Annotated in this window: 16 protein-coding genes; 13 read left to right on the forward strand and 3 right to left on the reverse strand. The window is 63.6% G+C overall.

What is annotated here, in order from left to right; translation table 11 throughout:
- Positions 1 to 83 precede the first annotated feature (83 nt).
- Genes WCB02_RS06090 through WCB02_RS06110 form a run of 5 tightly spaced genes read left to right on the forward strand, consistent with a single transcriptional unit; the run spans position 84 to position 4,756 of the window.
- Positions 84 to 1,337 (forward strand): ABC transporter substrate-binding protein, encoded by a 1,254-nt coding sequence (locus tag WCB02_RS06090; RefSeq protein ID WP_423956936.1) that lies wholly within the window; start codon positions 84 to 86, stop codon positions 1,335 to 1,337.
- 54 nt (positions 1,338 to 1,391) lie between these two features.
- Positions 1,392 to 2,276 carry a branched-chain amino acid ABC transporter permease gene (locus WCB02_RS06095; protein WP_423956937.1) on the forward strand — a complete coding sequence of 295 codons (885 nt, stop codon included), beginning with the start codon at positions 1,392 to 1,394 and terminating at the stop codon, positions 2,274 to 2,276.
- A 17-nt stretch (positions 2,277 to 2,293) separates the two neighbouring features.
- Positions 2,294 to 3,280 (forward strand): branched-chain amino acid ABC transporter permease, encoded by a 987-nt coding sequence (locus tag WCB02_RS06100; RefSeq protein ID WP_423956951.1) that lies wholly within the window; start codon positions 2,294 to 2,296, stop codon positions 3,278 to 3,280.
- Positions 3,277 to 4,047 (forward strand): ABC transporter ATP-binding protein, encoded by a 771-nt coding sequence (locus WCB02_RS06105; protein ID WP_423956938.1) that lies wholly within the window; start codon positions 3,277 to 3,279, stop codon positions 4,045 to 4,047. Before WCB02_RS06100 ends, WCB02_RS06105 begins: the two co-directional genes overlap by 4 nt.
- 4 nt (positions 4,048 to 4,051) lie before the next feature.
- A complete protein-coding gene (locus WCB02_RS06110) occupies positions 4,052 to 4,756 on the forward strand; it encodes an ABC transporter ATP-binding protein (RefSeq protein WP_423956939.1) in 705 nt (234 codons plus the stop codon).
- Between the two features lie 9 nt (positions 4,757 to 4,765).
- On the opposite strand, the gene WCB02_RS06115 is transcribed toward WCB02_RS06110, so the two are convergent.
- Together WCB02_RS06115 and WCB02_RS06120 are read right to left on the reverse strand one after the other, a co-directional pair.
- A complete protein-coding gene (locus WCB02_RS06115; RefSeq protein ID WP_423956940.1) occupies positions 4,766 to 5,920 on the reverse strand; it encodes a zinc-dependent alcohol dehydrogenase in 1,155 nt (384 codons plus the stop codon).
- A 13-nt stretch (positions 5,921 to 5,933) separates the two neighbouring features.
- Positions 5,934 to 6,920: an NAD(P)-dependent oxidoreductase gene (locus WCB02_RS06120; protein ID WP_423956941.1), complete on the reverse strand. Its 987-nt coding sequence runs from the start codon at positions 6,918 to 6,920 to the stop codon at positions 5,934 to 5,936.
- 95 nt (positions 6,921 to 7,015) lie between these two features.
- Between WCB02_RS06120 and WCB02_RS06125 the strand changes: the two genes are divergently transcribed.
- The 8 genes from WCB02_RS06125 to WCB02_RS06160 all read left to right on the forward strand — a co-directional run bounded on the left by WCB02_RS06125 (position 7,016) and on the right by WCB02_RS06160 (position 14,782).
- Positions 7,016 to 8,011 carry an ABC transporter substrate-binding protein gene (locus WCB02_RS06125; RefSeq protein ID WP_423956942.1) on the forward strand — a complete coding sequence of 332 codons (996 nt, stop codon included), beginning with the start codon at positions 7,016 to 7,018 and terminating at the stop codon, positions 8,009 to 8,011.
- A 70-nt stretch (positions 8,012 to 8,081) separates the two neighbouring features.
- On the forward strand, positions 8,082 to 9,776 hold the full coding sequence (gene ilvD, locus WCB02_RS06130; RefSeq protein ID WP_423956943.1) for a dihydroxy-acid dehydratase: 1,695 nt from the start codon (positions 8,082 to 8,084) through the stop codon (positions 9,774 to 9,776).
- 158 nt (positions 9,777 to 9,934) lie between these two features.
- Positions 9,935 to 10,777: an ABC transporter ATP-binding protein gene (locus tag WCB02_RS06135; protein WP_423956944.1), complete on the forward strand. Its 843-nt coding sequence runs from the start codon at positions 9,935 to 9,937 to the stop codon at positions 10,775 to 10,777.
- Positions 10,774 to 11,559, forward strand: a complete 786-nt coding sequence (locus WCB02_RS06140) for an ABC transporter permease (protein WP_423956945.1) — start codon at positions 10,774 to 10,776, stop codon at positions 11,557 to 11,559. The genes WCB02_RS06135 and WCB02_RS06140 overlap by 4 nt, the downstream gene beginning before the upstream one ends.
- The gene (locus WCB02_RS06145; protein WP_423956946.1) at positions 11,556 to 12,323 is read left to right on the forward strand and encodes an ABC transporter permease; all 768 of its coding nucleotides are present in this window, start codon (positions 11,556 to 11,558) and stop codon (positions 12,321 to 12,323) included. Before WCB02_RS06140 ends, WCB02_RS06145 begins: the two co-directional genes overlap by 4 nt.
- Positions 12,324 to 12,365: 42 nt before the next feature.
- A complete protein-coding gene (locus tag WCB02_RS06150; protein ID WP_423956947.1) occupies positions 12,366 to 13,412 on the forward strand; it encodes a peptidase M29 in 1,047 nt (348 codons plus the stop codon).
- Between the two features lie 169 nt (positions 13,413 to 13,581).
- Entirely contained in the window at positions 13,582 to 13,716 is a 135-nt protein-coding gene (locus WCB02_RS06155) for a hypothetical protein (protein ID WP_423956948.1), read from the forward strand.
- A gap of 631 nt (positions 13,717 to 14,347) precedes the next feature.
- Complete coding sequence (locus WCB02_RS06160) at positions 14,348 to 14,782, forward strand: lysozyme inhibitor LprI family protein (protein ID WP_423956949.1); 435 nt, start codon at positions 14,348 to 14,350, stop codon at positions 14,780 to 14,782.
- A 118-nt stretch (positions 14,783 to 14,900) separates the two neighbouring features.
- On the opposite strand, the gene WCB02_RS06165 is transcribed toward WCB02_RS06160, so the two are convergent.
- On the reverse strand, positions 14,901 to 15,887 hold the full coding sequence (locus WCB02_RS06165; RefSeq protein WP_423956950.1) for a 3-hydroxybutyryl-CoA dehydrogenase: 987 nt from the start codon (positions 15,885 to 15,887) through the stop codon (positions 14,901 to 14,903).
- Positions 15,888 to 15,982: the final 95 nt, after the last annotated feature.

The following is a 15,982-nucleotide window of genomic DNA, read 5'->3' on the forward strand; positions in this document are numbered from 1 at the left end:
CGCCTCAGGTTATTCTGACCGCCCCGGGGCGCATCTGACGAGGCGCAGCCGGCAAAACAAACATTGCAGGGGAGGAAAGAGCCATGACCAGGAAGACCGCGAAGTCCGCATCGATGTCGCGTCGCCGCCTGTTGACGACGGTGGGCATGGGTGCCGCGCTTGCCGCTTCGCCATTTCGCATCAATCTGGTGCAGGCGCAGGAAGAGACCATCAGGATCGGCTTTCCCGTGCCGTTGACCGGGCCCTACGGCACCGAGGCGCAGGACCAGGTGCGCGCCGCACAGCTCGCGATCGCGCAGTTCAATGACGCGGGCGGCCTGAACGGGCGCAAGGCGGAGTTGGTCGTGCGCGACGACAAGCTCAATCCCGGTGAAGCCGCGACGCGGACGCTCGAACTGGTTGAAAAGGAGAAGGTGAATTTCGTCGTCGGCAGTCTCTCGGCCGCCGTGCAGCTGGCGATCAACAACGTCACCAAGGAACGCGGCCTCATCTTCAACTCGATCAGCCAGTCCGACGCGATCAACGAAGCCGCCGACTTCAGCCGGTTCACCTTCCACGAGGCCTTGAATCCGCATATGACGTCGGGCGCCGTCGGCCGCTATGTCTTTCCAAAATTCGGCAAGAAGGTCGCATTCCTGACGGCCGACTACGCCTACGGCCATGAAATGGTGCGCGGTTTCCTCGAAGCCGGCAAGGCTTTCAACATCGAAAATCTCGGCGACATCCGCCATCCGCTCGGCACCACCGATTTCTCGACATTGCTGCCGCGCATCCAGGCGCTCAAGCCGGACATTCTCTGCATCAGCAATTTCGGGCGCGACCAGCAGATCGCGCTGAAACAGGCGACCGATTTCGGCATCAAGAAGACCACGCAGATCATTGCGCCGCTGCTGTCGCACGCCAGTCGCGTCGCGGCCGGCCCGCAGGCGTTCGAGGGGGTGATCGGCGGTTGCTCGTTCTATTGGGGCATCGAGGACAAATTCGCCTCCACCAAGGCGTTCAACGACGCCTTCCGCAAGATGTATGACGGCAAGCTGCCGACCGATTACGGCGCGCTCGGTTATGGCGGCGTCCGCACGGTGCTGAGCGCGGTGACGAATGCCGGCACTGTCGACACCGACAAGGTCATTGCGGCGCTGGAAGCGCTGAAGTACGACTACTACAAGGGGCCGCAATATTATCGCAAATGCGATCATCAGTCGGTGCAGTCCGTCTTGATCATCAAGTCGAAGTCGAAGGATATGAAGAACGAGTCCGACGTCTTCGAGGTCATCAGCACCGATGAACCGAATGAAGCGAACCTTCGCACCTGCGAGGAACTCGGACACAAGGCCTGATGGAATGAATGGAGCGTGCCCCCGATGTGGCACGCTCCTTCTTTGGGGAAGCGAATGGCCGGTCTGAGCCTCGATCTGATTGCCCTGCAACTCTTCGCCGGCTTGGCGCTGGGCGCGATCTACGTGCTGTTTGCGATCGGTCTCTCGCTGATCTTCGGCATGCTGACCGTGGTCAACTTCGCTCATGGCGCGTTCTACATGGTTGGCGCCTATGTCGGGGTCTATATCCTGATGCTCGGCGGCAATTTCTGGCTCTGCCTGATTGCGGTGCCGGTTGTCGTCGGCCTGATCGGCATCGCGGTCGAGCGCGTGCTGATCCGGCCGCTCTATGGGCGCGGCATCGACTATCCGCTGCTGCTCACCTTCGGCTTGAGCTATGTGATGGTCGAGCTTGTGCGCATTGCTTTCGGCAAGACCGGCTATCCCTTCGATACCCCCGACCTTCTGCAAGGCGCCGTCGATATCGGCGTCGGCTATTTTCCGCTCTATCGTCTGTTCGTGATTGCGGCGACCGCGGTCGTGCTGTTGGCGCTCTGGCTGTTTCTGGAAAAGACCAGCTTTGGCCTGATCATTCGCGCGGGCGCAAGGGACCCTCAGATCGTTCGTGTCCTCGGGGTCGACGTCGCGAAAGTCTGGCTGATCGTATTCGGCATCGGTACTGCGATCGCGGGTTTTGCCGGACTGCTGGCGGCGCCGCTGCAGGGGGTCATTCCCGAGATGGGCAGCACCATTCTCGCTGAGGCCTTTGTCGTGACGGTGGTCGGTGGCATGGGGTCGATCGGTGGAGCGGTGCTGGCCGGACTCCTGGTCGGCATCGTCGTCAGCATGACCTCCCTGTTCGCGCCCGAGATGGCGAAGGTGTCGATTTTTGCGCTGATGGCCGTGGTATTGATCGTGCGGCCACAGGGATTCTTCGGCCGTGCCGGACTGATGAGTTGATGGGTGAAAGTCCGGCGATGAAAGAGATCAGCCAGCGGCTCCCGCAGGCCCAGATGCCGTCTGCGAACTGGTTCGAGTTGGCCACCAGGCATCGCGCCAGCCTCGCGAGCCTGGTTATTCTGATATTCCCCCTCGTGACGCCGTTCACCGCCCTTGCGGTGAATATCCTGATCTACGGCCTCTACGCGCTCGGCTTCAATCTGGTCTACGGCTATCTCGGGCTATTGTCATTTGGGCATGCCGCCCTGTTCGGGGCCGGCGCGTATCTCTGCGGGATCGCGATCGTGCATTTCGGGCTGCCCTGGTACGCCGCGATCGCCATCGGTATCGTCGCCGGCTTTCTGATGGCCGCGTTGATTGGCGTACTCGCGATCCGGACGCGCGGCATCTACTTCGCCATGGTAACCATGGCGTTATCGCAATGCGTCTACTATTTGTTTTACCAGGCGGACGATTGGACCGGCGGCGAGAACGGCCTGCGCGGCATCAATGTCCGTACCATCGATCTCTTTGGACTGAAACTCGATTTCATCAATCCGCTGGTCCGCTACTATGTGATCGCGGCGTTCGTGATCGCGGCCTTTTTTGTGTTGTCGCGGATTCTTGCGTCTCCATTCGGGGCCGTGATCGAAGCGGTGCGCGAAAACGAAGCCCGGGCGCGCGCCTCCGGCTATGACGTGACGCTGACGCGCCTGATGACCTTCGTGCTGTCTGGCGGCTTTTGCGGACTGGCGGGCGCGCTTCAGGCGCTGCACCTGTCGATCGTGCCGATCGAAATTCTGTACTACGACACCTCGGGCATCGTGGTGATGATCGCGCTGCTCGGTGGGATGGGAACGTTCTTCGGGCCGATGATCGGCGCTGCGGTATTTCTGCTGCTTGAAAACGTCGTTTCCGTTTGGACTGTGCATTGGCAGCTCGTCGTCGGATCTGTCTTCATGATTTGTGTGCTGTTCTTCCCGAGGGGAATCTGGGGCACGCTGATTTCGCGCGGCAAGCCATGACGACTCCCGGTTCGCCATCGCCGCCGGCCATCCTGCGCACCAGAAGCGCGGGCAAGGTGTTCGGCAAATTCGTCGCCCTGAAGAACATTTCGGCGGAATTCACCAGGGGGGCCATCACCTCCATCATTGGCCCCAATGGCGCCGGCAAAAGCACCTATTTCAACCTGCTGTCCGGAGCGCTGATGCCGTCGAGCGGCAGCGTGGAGTTCGAGGGCAGGGATGTGACCGGCTGGCCACAGCACAAATTCGCCCATATGGGGATCGCGAAGTCCTTCCAGATCACCAACGTGTTTCCGCAGCTTTCGACCCGCGAGAACATCCGCATCGGGCTGCAGGCCCTGGTGTCGCGTTATGATCTGTGGCGGCCACGCGCCAGGCTTGGTGAATTGGTCGAACAGGCCGATGAGCTGCTGGCGCTGGTCGGATTGTGGCAGGCGCGCGAGCGAACGGCAAAGACGCTGGCGCATGGCGAGCAGCGCGCGCTCGAAATCGGCATGGCGCTGGCGAGCCGGCCGCGCGTGCTGCTGCTGGACGAGCCGACCGCCGGCATGAGCCCGGAAGAGACCCGTACCATGATGGACCTGATCGTCAAGCTCGCCAGCGAGCGCACCGTCGTCCTGGTCGAGCACAAGATGAAACTGGTGCTGGGCATCAGCGACCGCATCCTGGTGCTGCACCATGGCGAATTGCTCGCCGAGGGGACGCCGCAGCAGGTCCGGCAGAACGAGGCGGTGAAGCGTGTCTATCTCGGCCAGCGGGAGCATTGACCGGATGCTGGAGGTCAGGAACCTGAACGCCTGGTATGGCGCGAGCCATGCACTGCAGGATGTCTCCATCGAGGTCGGAAAAGGCGAGATCGTTTGCCTGATCGGCCGCAACGGCGCCGGCAAGACCACGACGCTCAAATCGATCATGGGGCTGATGGACCGCACGGGCGGATCGGTCGTGTTCAAGGGCAAGGAACTGTTGACGCTGCCCGCCCATGCCCGGTTCGCGCTCGGTCTTGCCTATGTGCCGGAAGAACGGCGGATCGTGCAGGGGCTTTCGGTCAGGGAAAATCTCAGGCTTGGCCTGGTCGCATCGCCGGAAAAGAGGCGCGAGGCGGAATTGATCGCCGGCATCGCCGGGATTTTTCCCCGTCTCGCCGAGCGGCTGGATCAGGAAGCGCTGACGATGTCCGGCGGCGAGCAGCAGATGCTGGCGATCGCCCGCGCGATGATCGCCAAGCCCGACCTGATCATGCTGGATGAGCCGTCCGAAGGCATCATGCCGGTGCTGGTCGACGAAATGTTTGCGCTGTTTCGGTCGATGAAAGCCCAGGGCACCACGGTGCTGCTGGTCGAACAGAATGTCGAACTGGCGCTCGACATTGCCGATCGTGCCTATGTGATGGACCAGGGCGCGGTCGTGCATCAGGCGCCGGCACGGGAGCTGCTTGCCGACGACGAGATCAAGGAGCGCTATTGCTCGGTATGAGCGGGCGGCCTATTCCGCCGCTGCGCTCGCCATCATGCTCGCCTCTCGATTGGTCACCACCACCTTGATCGCGTCCTCGACCCGTTCCCGGGCGTAGCGCAGCGCCGTCGGCAAGTCGGCCAACGGGAACGTGTGGGTATGGATCCGGGTCGCGTCGAAGCGCTTTTCCGCCATCAATTCCATCGCGCGGTGCGTCGCACTGCGGCCTTCGCCCCGGATACCAAAGACATAGATGTTGTTGCGGACGAGATGCGCGATATCGGTCGTCACCGGCTCATGCGGAAACGCCGCAAGGCAGATCTTGCCGCCGCGATTGGTCATATGGATGGCCTGCGCGATGGTCTGCTCGGTGCCGGCGCACTCGATCACATAATCCGCGCCGATGCCGCCGGTGAGTTGCTTCACGATTTCGACTGGATCTTCCTGGGCAATATTGACCACGCGGTCCGCTCCCAGTTCCTTGCCGATCGCAAGGCGCTTGTCGCGCGTGCCCGTCAGGATCACCGGACTTGCGCCGAGCGCCTTGGCCACGGCGACCGCGAGCAGCCCGATCGGACCGGGGCCGATCACCACCACGCTTTCACCCGCCACCAGTCCGCCGAGTTCGGTGAGGCCGTACATCGAGGTCCCGGCCGTGACGACGAGCGTCGCCTCGGGATCGGTCATGCTGTCGGGCACCCGGACCAGCGTGTTGATGTGATTGACCGCATATTCGGCGAACCCGCCGTCGGTCGTAAAACCGTTGGCGCGATGGCCCTTCTCCGGCTTTCCGTAATTCAGGCAGGAGGTGTACATGCCCTGGCGGCACCGTTTGCACTGGCCGCAACCGGCATGGATCTCGACGCTGACCCGCTCGCCGATCCTGAACTCGTCGACCTCCGGGCCGAGCGCTGCGACCGTGCCCATATACTCGTGGCCCGGCGTGAAATTCTTGTTGAAGGGCAGGCCGCCCTGGATGCGCGCCGGCGACCCCTTGTGAATGATCTCGAGGTCGGTGGCGCAGATCGCGACGGCGTCGATGCGGACCAGCACCTCGGCGCGCCTGGGCACCGGCGTCGGCTTGTCGCGCAGGAAAAGTTCGTCGGGGCCGCCGAGAACCCAGGCCTTCATCTGCGCGGGCACCGGAATGTCGGCAGAGGTCTTGACGTCGATTGGGCTGTACATCGCAAGCTTGTCCTCAGGCTTTTGCAGGCGTCGATACGGCGGCAGACAGTTTGTAGATCTCGAGTGCATCGACATTAGCGCCGCGCGCGGCCTTGGCCAATCGGAACAATTGCGCGGCGAGCGAGGCCATCGGCACCGGAGTCGATGTCGCCTGGGCGAGGTCGGCCACCGTATCGAGATCCTTCAGCATGGTCGCGATGTGACCGAGCGGCGGCGAATGGATCCCTTGCACCATGCGCGGCACGAACAATTGCAGCGGGATGGAATCGGCAAAGCCGCCGGCGAGCGCCTCGGGCAGCCGTCCGGCGTCGATGCCGGCGTTGACCGCAAGCCGCGTCGCTTCGGCGAGCACCGCCATCGCACATCCGACGATCACCTGGTTGCAGAGCTTTGTGGTCTGTCCGGCGCCGGTCGGACCCATATGGGTCAGCCGTCGCGCCATCGCCAGCACATAGGGCCGCACCCGCTCGATGTCGGCTGCCTCGCCGCCGGCCATGACCGCGAGCGTGCCTTCCTCCGCGCCCTTGGTGCCCCCCGAGACCGGCGCGTCGATCCATCGCATGCCGTTGGCGGCCTTCAGCCGCGCCGCGATGTTGCGCGCCGCCTCGGGATGGATCGATGAGAAATCGACGACCAGCCTGTCCGCGCCGGGGACGGCCGCAAGGCCGGCGGACCCGAACACCACCTGTTGCACGGCGGCAGCGTCCGTCACGCACATGAAGATGATGCTCGCGGTGGTCGCGACCTCGCCCGGACTGGCCACCGATTTGGCCCCGGCCTCAGCCAATGCCGCGGCCTTGCCGGCCGACCGGTTCCAGACGGCCACGTCATAGCCTGCCCCAAGCAGGCGCCGAGCCATCGGAAACCCCATCATGCCGAGCCCGAGATAGCCGAGCTTTTCGGCGCTTTGGCCGCCCGGCGCTTTGCCAGTCATCGAGTTCCTCCCGTGCTGCGGTCTTGCCTGCCTTAGCATAGTTCGAGTCCGGTTGAGCAAATCCATGCAGCCGTCCAATGGCTTGCCTGATTGTTTGAACCATGAAACATTCGGCTTTTCAGGGCGCGCCTGTTCGGCGGCGGTATGGCGGAGTGGGCACGATGCGGATGGTTTCGAATTGGGTCATGGCGGCCGGCGCGGCGGCGTCGCTGTTGGCGAGCCTCGTGGCGAGCCTGGGCGCGGCGCAGGCGCAGCAGACCATCCGCGTCGGCTGGACCATCCCGGCCGAGGAATCCAAATACTGGATGATGCGCCGGCCTGCCGAGTTTCCCGATATCGGCAAGACCTACAATATCGAATGGACGCAGTTTCAAGGCACCGCACCGATGACGCAGGCGCTCGCCGCGGGCGCGCTCGACTGCGCGACCCAGGCGCCGCTGTCGCTTGCCAATGGTGTCGTCGGGGGCAATCTCAAGGCCTATATCGTGGCGCAGCACGTGTTCGAGAAACCCGGCGGCTTCTCGGTCTATTGGGCGGTCAAGGACGATTCGCCGATCAAGACCATTGCCGATCTCAAGGGCAAGACGGTCGGAATTTCCGTGATCGGCGGCGGCACCCAGGGACCGTTCAACATGCTGCTGAAACAGAACGGGGTCGATCCCGCGAAGGACATCAAGCTGGTCGAGGTCGGCTTTGCCGTGTCCGAGGACGCGCTGCGGCAGGGTCGCGTCGACGCCGTCAACATGAACCAGCCTTTCGCGGCACACGCCGAGGCCAAGGGCGGCATACGCAAGCTGTTCTCCCTCAATCAGGCCATGCCGAACATCGTCCATATCCTGGAAGCCTGCCGCGCCGACTTCGTCGACAAGAATCCTGAACTGGCAAGGGCTTACGTGCGCGATATCACAACCGGCATGAAGAAGGCGCTGGCCAATCGCGAAGAGACTTTGAAAGTGGTTTCTGAGGTGCTGAAGGCGCCGATTCCGGTGCTTGATACCTACCTGCTGAAGGACAATGATTTCGGCCGCGATCCGGGCGCCGCGCCGAATTTCCCGGCGATCCAGAAGATGCTCGACATCTATGCCGAGACCGGGATGCTGCCGAAGATGGACGTCGCACAATTCAAGCATCCGACCATCGTCGCGCCGTTGCAGTAGCAGCGACCGTGTCGAGCGAACGATCCTGTGTGTCCCGGTCCCGGCCGGGGCGGGCGGCGGAGAATTGGGCATGAAGAAGTGGCGATCCCGCGTGACGACCGATGGGCTCGATCGTGCGCCGCATCGCGCCTTCATGCGCGCGATGGGGCTGGACGATTTGGCCCTTGCGAAACCGATGGTCGGGGTGGTCAGCATGAAGGGCGAGCAGACGCCCTGCAACATGACCCACGACTTCCAGGTCGAGGCGGCGAAAGCGGGAATCGCGGAAGCCGGCGGCACGCCGCGCGAATTCACCACCATTTCCGTCTCCGACGGCATCAGCATGAACCACGAGGGCATGAAATTCTCGCTGTTCTCGCGCGAATTGATTGCCGATTCCATCGAGGCCGTCGTCCACGGGCTGGCCTATGACGCACTGATCGGTTTCGGCGGCTGCGACAAGACGCTGCCCGGCGTGATGATGGGGATGGTCCGCTGCAACGTGCCGTCGATCTTCATCTATGGCGGCAGCGCGCTGCCGGGCCGGTTCGAGGGCAAGACGCTCACCGTGCTGGATTCCTATGAAGCCGTCGGCGGCTTCATGACCGGTGACATCGATGCCGCGACGCTCGAAGGCATCGAACGGAGCTGCCTGCCGACCATCGGCGCCTGCGCCGGGCAGTTCACTGCCAACACCATGGCCATGGTGTCCGAGGCGATGGGGTTGACAATGCCCAACGTCTCGATGATCCCCGGGGTTTATGCCGAACGCGCGCAGGTCGCGCGCCAGGCCGGGCGAGAGGTGATGCAGCTGCTGGCGCGCGGCGGCCCGTTGCCGCGCGAGATCGTCACCCGCAAAGCGCTGGAAAACGGCGCGGCCATTGTCGCAGCGACCGGCGGCTCGACCAATGCGGCTTTGCATCTGCCGGCGATCGCCAACGAGGCCGGCATCTGCTTTACGCTCGACGATGTCGGCGACGTCTTCGCGCGGACGCCGCTGATCGGCAATCTGCGGCCGGGCGGCAAATATACCGCCAAGGACGTCTACGACATCGGCGGCGCCGCCGTGGTGATCCGCGCGCTGGTCGAGAGCGGCCACATCGACGGCGCGTGCCTCACCATCACGGGCCGGACGCTCGCCGAAGAGTATGGCGCTGCCAACGCGCCGGATGGCGAGATCATCGTCAGCCCCGGAGCGCCGATCATGGCGGATGGAGGTGTCGCGGTATTGAAGGGCAATCTTTGTCCCGATGGCGCCGTCATCAAGGTCGCCGGCCTGAAAAGCCTGGTGTTCGAGGGTGCCGCGCGCGTGTTCGAGGACGAGGAGGCTTGTGTCGCCACCGTCCGCAACCGCAGCTATGCCGCCGGCGAGGTCCTGGTGATCCGCAACGAAGGCCCTGTCGGCGGTCCCGGCATGCGCGAGATGCTGGGCGTGACCGCGCTGATCTACGGGCAGGGCATGGGAGAGAAGGTGGCCCTGATTACCGACGGTCGCTTTTCCGGGGCAACGCGCGGCATGTGCATCGGCTATGTCGCGCCGGAATCCTTTATCGGCGGTCCGCTGGCCCTGGTGCGCGATGGCGACCGTATCCGGATCGATGCGGGCGCGCGCCGGATGGATGTTCTGCTCGCCGACAACGAGCTTGCCGAGCGGCGGCTGGCCTGGACGCCGCGGCCGCCGCGACACCGGGCAGGGGCGCTTGCAAAATATGCACGGCTGGTCGGGCAGGCGCCTGGCGGCGCCGTCACGCATGACGGTCCGGCCGAGTGGCCATGGTTTGCTTAAACCGGGTTGTTTGCTTGAACTCAGGCTTTGCTTGAACTATGCGCAGGCTGTCCACCGAAGCCGCATGCCATGGCCAGAGGTTTTCCGCTAAGGTTCGACCTGACATGACAGGAAAGGGTGCAGTGCCCGATGGTTAATGGCCGACACGAGATTTGGGAATGAAGGCAGCGCAGCGCTCGGATGTCCGGCTGGAGCGCGCGCCCGCGCCGACGCCTGCGACGGCGATGATCGAGATCGACCATGTCTCCCAGGTGTTTCAGACCTCCACCCGCCACGACCATCTCGCGTTGTCGGACATCTCGCTCACCATCGAGAGTGGCGCCTTTGTCTCGATCCTCGGTCCGTCCGGTTGCGGCAAGTCGACACTGCTCTATATCGTCGGCGGGTTCGTCCATCCGACACAAGGCTCAGCCCGGATGAAGGGCAGGGCGATCACGGGCCCCGGTCCCGATCGCGGGCCGGTGTTTCAGGAGTTCGCGCTGTTTCCCTGGAAGAGCGTGCTCGGCAACGTCATGTACGGCCCGCGCCAGCAGGGCGTGAAGCCTGGGGAAGCCGAGGCGCAGAGCCGCGCATTGCTCGAGATGGTCGGGCTCAAGGGCTATGAGAACTTCTACCCCAAGGAGCTCTCCGGCGGCATGAAACAGCGCGTCGCGCTGGCGCGGACGCTGGCCTATCATCCCGAAGTGCTGCTGATGGACGAGCCGTTCGGCGCGCTCGATGCCCATACGAGGACACGGCTGCAGAATGATCTGCTGAATATCTGGGAGCGCGACCGCAAGACCGTGCTGTTCGTCACGCATTCGGTCGATGAAGCGGTGTTTCTGTCCGACAAGGTCGTGATGATGTCGCGCTCGCCCGGCCGGATCAGGCAGGTCGTCGATATCGATCTGCCGCGCCCGCGCCGCCGCACCGAGCTTCTGCTCGATCCCCGCTACCAGAAATATGTCGTCGACATCGAACGCATGTTCGACGATACCGGTGACAACGAGCTGCAGCCGTGATCGCAATCCGCACTCTGGTTTCACGCATTGCGCCCTTGCTGGCCTGCCTCGGGCTGCTTGCGGCCTGGCAACTGGCTTCGCTTGCGCTGGACAACGACAGCTTCCCGACCGCGACCCAGGCGATCCGCGCCATTCCCGCCATTCTCGGCGACCAGGAGGCCTGGATCAATATCCTGGCGTCGCTGCGGCGCATGGCGCTCGGCTTCGGTACCGCTGTCGCGTTTTCCATCCCGCTTGGATTGCTGATGGGGCGCAGCCGCGTCGTGGCATCGTTGTTCAATCCGCTGCTGATGGTGATCTATCCGGTGCCGAAGGCGGCCTTGATGCCGATCATCATGCTGTGGCTCGGTGTCGGCGATCTCGCCAAGACGCTGGTGATCTTCCTCGGTGTCAGCCTGCCGGTGATCTATCATAGTTTCGAGGGCGCCAAAGCGGTCGAAGAGAAGATGCTGTGGTCGGGGGCGGCGATGGGCCTCTCGGCGGCGCAGCGCATGCTGCGCATCGTGCTGCCGGCTGCGTTGCCGGAGATCCTGACCGGCTGCCGCACCGGGCTGGTGCTGGCGCTGATCACCATGGTCACGAGCGAGATGATCGCGCGGCAATCGGGTGCCGGGAACATCCTGTTCAACGCGCTCGACATGGGACAGTACGATACCGTGTTCGCCATGATCATCATCATCGGCGCGATGGGCATCGGCCTCGATGCCGTGTTCGAAAAACTGCGCGCCCGTCTGGTGCGGTGGTCGAAGCCGCAGTTCGATCTGCCCTTGAGCTTTTCATGACCGCGCGCTCCGCCAGCACCGATCTCCTGCTCGGCCTGGTGCCGATCGCACTCCTGGTGGCGTTGTGGCAGTTTCTGGTGTCGTTCGGCTATGCGCCGGTCACGCTGCTGCCGCCGCCGGGTCGTGTCTTCGCGCGGCTGGTCGAACAGCTCATGACCGCGGCGTTCCAGGAGGAAATCGCCTCCACCCTGTTCAGGCTGTTCACTGGATTTGCCATCGCGGTCATTCTTGGTGTCGGCATCGGGCTTGCGGCGGCGGCCAGCCCCGCGATCAACGCCGTGGTGCGTCCGATCGTGCGGGTGTTGGCGCCGTTGCCCAAGGTGGCGCTCTACCCGGCGCTGCTCTTGATCCTCGGCTTCGGTCACGAATCCAAGATCACGCTGGTCGCCGCCGACGCGCTGTTTCCGATCCTGCTGTCGACCTATTACGGCGCATCGACGGTGGAACAGAAGCTGATCTGGTCGGCGATGGCGGCCGGCACGCCGCGCAGCCAGGTGCTTCTCCGGGTTGTGCTGCCGGCGGCGGCGCCATCGATCCTGGCCGGCTGCCGCATTGGTCTGGTGATTTCCTGCATCGTGGTGTTTCTGGCCGAAATGATCACCTCGACCGACGGGCTCGGTCACCTGCTGGTCACGGCGGCCCGCACCTTTCAGGCGGTCGACATGTTCGTCCCCCTGATCACGATCTCGCTGTTGGGGCTGCTGCTCAACGGCCTGTTGGGGGGCTTACGGTCCTATTTGCTGCGCGGCTTCCCGGAAGTCTGATACAAGCCGAAAAATACGGGCCCAAAAAGCGGAGAACAGAGCATGCTGGCGGACCGCATCGAAGCGAAATGGATCGACGCGTTCTGCGAGATTTTCGAACGCTGCGCGGTCAAGGCGGGCGATACGGCTGCGATCCTGTCGGAGACGCAGTCCCGTGCGCTGAACGTGCATCTGGCCGAGCTGGCCCTGCTGCGGATGGGCGCGCGGCCGTTTCACCTGATCGTGCCGACCCCGCGCAACCGGCATGTGGTGCCGGTGCGTTCCACCGGCGCGAGCGAAGCCATCCAGCGGCTCTCGCCCGTCGTGACCGCGCTGCAGCAGGCGGGCTTCGTGGTCGATTGCACCATCGAAGGGCTGATGCACGCGGTGGAGACGCCGGAGATCCTCAAAGCCGGCGCGCGCATTCTCGTCATTTCCAACGAGCATCCCGAGGCGCTCGAACGCATGGTGCCGGATACCGCGCTGGAGAAGCGGGTGCGGGCGGCGGCAAAGCTGCTGCGCGGCACGAAACGGATGCGCGTGACCTCGAAGGCCGGCACCAATCTCGACGTCGACATGGCCGGCGCCTCGACCGTCGGCGTCTGGGGCTGGACCGACCGGCCGGGCACGCTGGCGCATTGGCCCGGCGGCATCGTCGTCAGTTTTCCGAAGAGCGGCACCGTCAACGGGACGCTGGTGATGGCCCCCGGCGACATCAATCTCACCTTCAAGCGCTATCTGGTCTCGCCGGTCAGGATGACCCTGAAGGACGACTACGTCACCGAGCTCGAGGGTGAGGGCGCGGACGCAACCATGATGCGCGCCTATCTCGCGGCGTGGGGCGACCGCGAGGCCTATGCGGTGTCGCATGTCGGCTTCGGCATGAATCCGGGCGCGCGCTACGAGGCGCTGTCGATGTACGACCAGCGCGATACCAACGGCACCGAGCTGCGCGCGGTGTCGGGCAATTTCCTGTTTTCGACCGGCGCGAACGAGTTCGCCGGCCGCTATACCGCCGGTCATTTCGACCTGCCGATGATGGGCACCACGATCGAACTCGATGGCGTCGCCGTGGTGCGGGAAGGCGCCCTGCAGGACGTGTTTGGCTAGAACTCGTAGCAGGGCGATTGGAGCCCACAACAATGCGATCCGACGACCGGAAGCCGGAATTTCTTGAGCAGACAGTGAAGGCGTCCATGCGGGGACGGGCGCCGATCTGGATATTGGCGGGCGCGCTCTTTATGGGAGTCTAGGCCGCGCGCCATATGCTTTTGCTGCCATGGTCGTGATCCATGCCATCGCCGGATTAGGTTTCACCATTGCGCCGCTTTGGCAGATTGCCAGCAGATTGCGCGAGGCTTGGTGGCCCAAGGCAACGCCGATCATCCATGACTCAGATAATTGGGACGGTTGAACTTGTGGTGCAACTGAACGCGATAGAATTACCAACGCCGGTCAAGCGTTTTGGTAACGGACGCGGGGCTCAACCTGCGACGCCGATTGGGGGCGACCTGCGCTCCGATGCGCGACGATTGGATTGCGATTCGCCTGCCCTGTTTCTCATTGGCATGGGCCAGGAAATATGCCGCACATGCCGTCGATATTGGAATCGTGGGGTTGTTCATTGTTGGAATTGCGGTGCTGGTCATTGACCACGACCGGTTTGCGGCTTGCCTTGCGGATATGATGTTCCGCTGCAGCGGCCGCTTGGATGGACGACGCCGCCATCAGCGCCGAGCAGAGAATTGTGACAAGCGTCTTTCGCATTTTGATCCCCGCAATGCTGGCCGCCCTTGGCCGAGGTCGCTTTTGCCTTTCAATCCTTACGTTCCTGCGTGGGTTGTTGCATCCGCCGTCAAAGGCCGCGCCAGAGGTCTCCGCGCCTGCCGGAGAGGGTAGCGGCAGACATCAAGAGTGTGAAGGACATCGTACGCCGCACGGCGAGCCCGGCTTCGAGGTCCATGTCGGCACTTGAGGCCATTCCCAAACGGGGTCTAATGAGATAGATTGATCCAGTCTCTATCGCACTTGCGCGAGCACTGATCGTGAAGCTACTGGGTATCGGGATTTGTTGGGCCCTGATGTGCGGCTCGGCCTCTGCGCAAGTGTCGTCCGAACTCGCGACCATCGATGCCAAGTTGGAGGCTTGCCTTGCGAAGAGCGGCGGCGTCACGCCGGCAATCGACAATTGCAACGAAAAAGCCAGGACTTCCGCAGATTTGATTCTCAATCGCTTGTATGGCGACTGGGTTGAGCAACTCAAGCACCCGGCGAAAGACGAGGTCACCGACAGCGCGGAAATCTTGAAGCGACTGACAGCTTCGGAACGCGTCTGGATCACCTATCGCGACACGAACTGCAACCTCGAGAGCATCTCAATGCTCGGGGGCACGGGCGAGACCAACGTGTACGGGCATTGCTTGTATATCAAAACCAGGCAGCGCGTGCTTGACCTGCAGGGCATTCAGGCTGGCCGATAGGCCGGCTGGGCGGGAGCGCCCGTGCTATGCGAAACGCCTGATCGGGAACATGTGTTGGCAGTGGTGACCCGCTCCTCCACGGGCCCGCCCCAGTGGGCTCCAATCTGCGCTCCAGCCCTCAGAGCACCGGCGGTCGGGCCAATCCGAAATGCCGGAGCAGGTCGACCAGCGCGGCGAGGCGCCGCTCGCGATAGGCGTCGATATCGAGGCCGGAATAATCCAAAAAGCCGGCGCCGGTGCGTAGGCCGATGCGGCCTTCGCTCATGTTGCGCGCGATCACGTCCGGGGCGCGATAGCGGTCGCTGCCGAGCGCGCCTTCGAGGTAGCGGCTGGCGTAATAGAGAATGTCGCCGCCGCCCCAGTCGATGAACTCCAACAGCCCGAGCACGGCGTAGCGGAAGCCGAAGCCGTAGCGGATCGCCTTGTCGATGTCCTCGGCGCTGGCGACGCCTTCGTCCACCATGCGCGCCGCCTCGTTCATCGCCAGCGCCTGGATGCGCGGCACGATGAAGCCAGGCGTGGCCGCGCACACCACCGGCACCTTGCCGATGCCTTCGAGCAGGGTCTTGACCTCGGCGATGACGGCCGGATCGGTCGCCGTCCCCGGCGAGATCTCGACCAGCGGAATCAGATAGGCCGGGTTCAGCCAATGCACGTTCAGGAAGCGGCGCGGGTGCTCGACCGCGCTGGAGAGGTCGTCGACCAGGATGGTCGAGGTGGTCGAGGCGATGATGACATCGGGGCCCACGCATCTCGATGCCGCAGCGAGCACCTCGCGCTTGAGATCGACCATTTCAGGGACGCCTTCGAACACCATGCCGGCGCCGGCCAGCGCCGCGGCGCCATCGTGTGAGGGGACGACCGAGACCCGCGCGATCACGGTCTCGGTGTCCTGCGCCGTCAGCAGTCCAAACCGCGCGAGCGACGCCAACGTCTTGCTGACTTCGTCGAGCGCCTCGGCTTCGAGCCTGGCGAATTGTTCGGCCGAACGCTCCGCCTTGACGTCGATCATGATGACGGCATGGCCGGCATAGGCGAACGCGACCGCGATGCCGCGGCCCATGCGGCCGGCGCCGAGGCAGGCGATGGTAGGAAGGCTGCTCATTAGTACGTCGTTTCCGAAGTCCTGATCATATGAAACGAAGGCGTAGGATGGGCGAGCACTTGCAAAACCCATCAATTCGTCGCGCGGCGATGGAT

Source organism: Bradyrhizobium sp. (assembly GCF_049581145.1).
Lineage (GTDB): Bacteria > Pseudomonadota > Alphaproteobacteria > Rhizobiales > Xanthobacteraceae > Bradyrhizobium.

Excerpts from the sequence above, each read along its gene's own strand:
- WCB02_RS06090 (WP_423956936.1), top strand. The coding sequence starts at position 84 with ATGACCAGGAAGACCGCGAAGTCCGCATCGATGTCGCGTCGCCGCCTG.
- WCB02_RS06095 (WP_423956937.1), top strand. The coding sequence starts at position 1,392 with ATGGCCGGTCTGAGCCTCGATCTGATTGCCCTGCAACTCTTCGCCGGC.
- WCB02_RS06100 (WP_423956951.1), top strand. The coding sequence starts at position 2,294 with ATGAAAGAGATCAGCCAGCGGCTCCCGCAGGCCCAGATGCCGTCTGCG.
- WCB02_RS06105 (WP_423956938.1), top strand. The coding sequence starts at position 3,277 with ATGACGACTCCCGGTTCGCCATCGCCGCCGGCCATCCTGCGCACCAGA.
- WCB02_RS06110 (WP_423956939.1), top strand. The coding sequence starts at position 4,052 with ATGCTGGAGGTCAGGAACCTGAACGCCTGGTATGGCGCGAGCCATGCA.
- WCB02_RS06115 (WP_423956940.1), bottom strand. The coding sequence starts at position 5,920 with ATGTACAGCCCAATCGACGTCAAGACCTCTGCCGACATTCCGGTGCCC.
- WCB02_RS06120 (WP_423956941.1), bottom strand. The coding sequence starts at position 6,920 with ATGGATTTGCTCAACCGGACTCGAACTATGCTAAGGCAGGCAAGACCG.
- WCB02_RS06125 (WP_423956942.1), top strand. The coding sequence starts at position 7,016 with ATGCGGATGGTTTCGAATTGGGTCATGGCGGCCGGCGCGGCGGCGTCG.
- ilvD (WP_423956943.1), top strand. The coding sequence starts at position 8,082 with ATGAAGAAGTGGCGATCCCGCGTGACGACCGATGGGCTCGATCGTGCG.
- WCB02_RS06135 (WP_423956944.1), top strand. The coding sequence starts at position 9,935 with ATGAAGGCAGCGCAGCGCTCGGATGTCCGGCTGGAGCGCGCGCCCGCG.
- WCB02_RS06145 (WP_423956946.1), top strand. The coding sequence starts at position 11,556 with ATGACCGCGCGCTCCGCCAGCACCGATCTCCTGCTCGGCCTGGTGCCG.
- WCB02_RS06150 (WP_423956947.1), top strand. The coding sequence starts at position 12,366 with ATGCTGGCGGACCGCATCGAAGCGAAATGGATCGACGCGTTCTGCGAG.
- WCB02_RS06155 (WP_423956948.1), top strand. The coding sequence starts at position 13,582 with ATGGTCGTGATCCATGCCATCGCCGGATTAGGTTTCACCATTGCGCCG.
- WCB02_RS06165 (WP_423956950.1), bottom strand. The coding sequence starts at position 15,887 with ATGAGCAGCCTTCCTACCATCGCCTGCCTCGGCGCCGGCCGCATGGGC.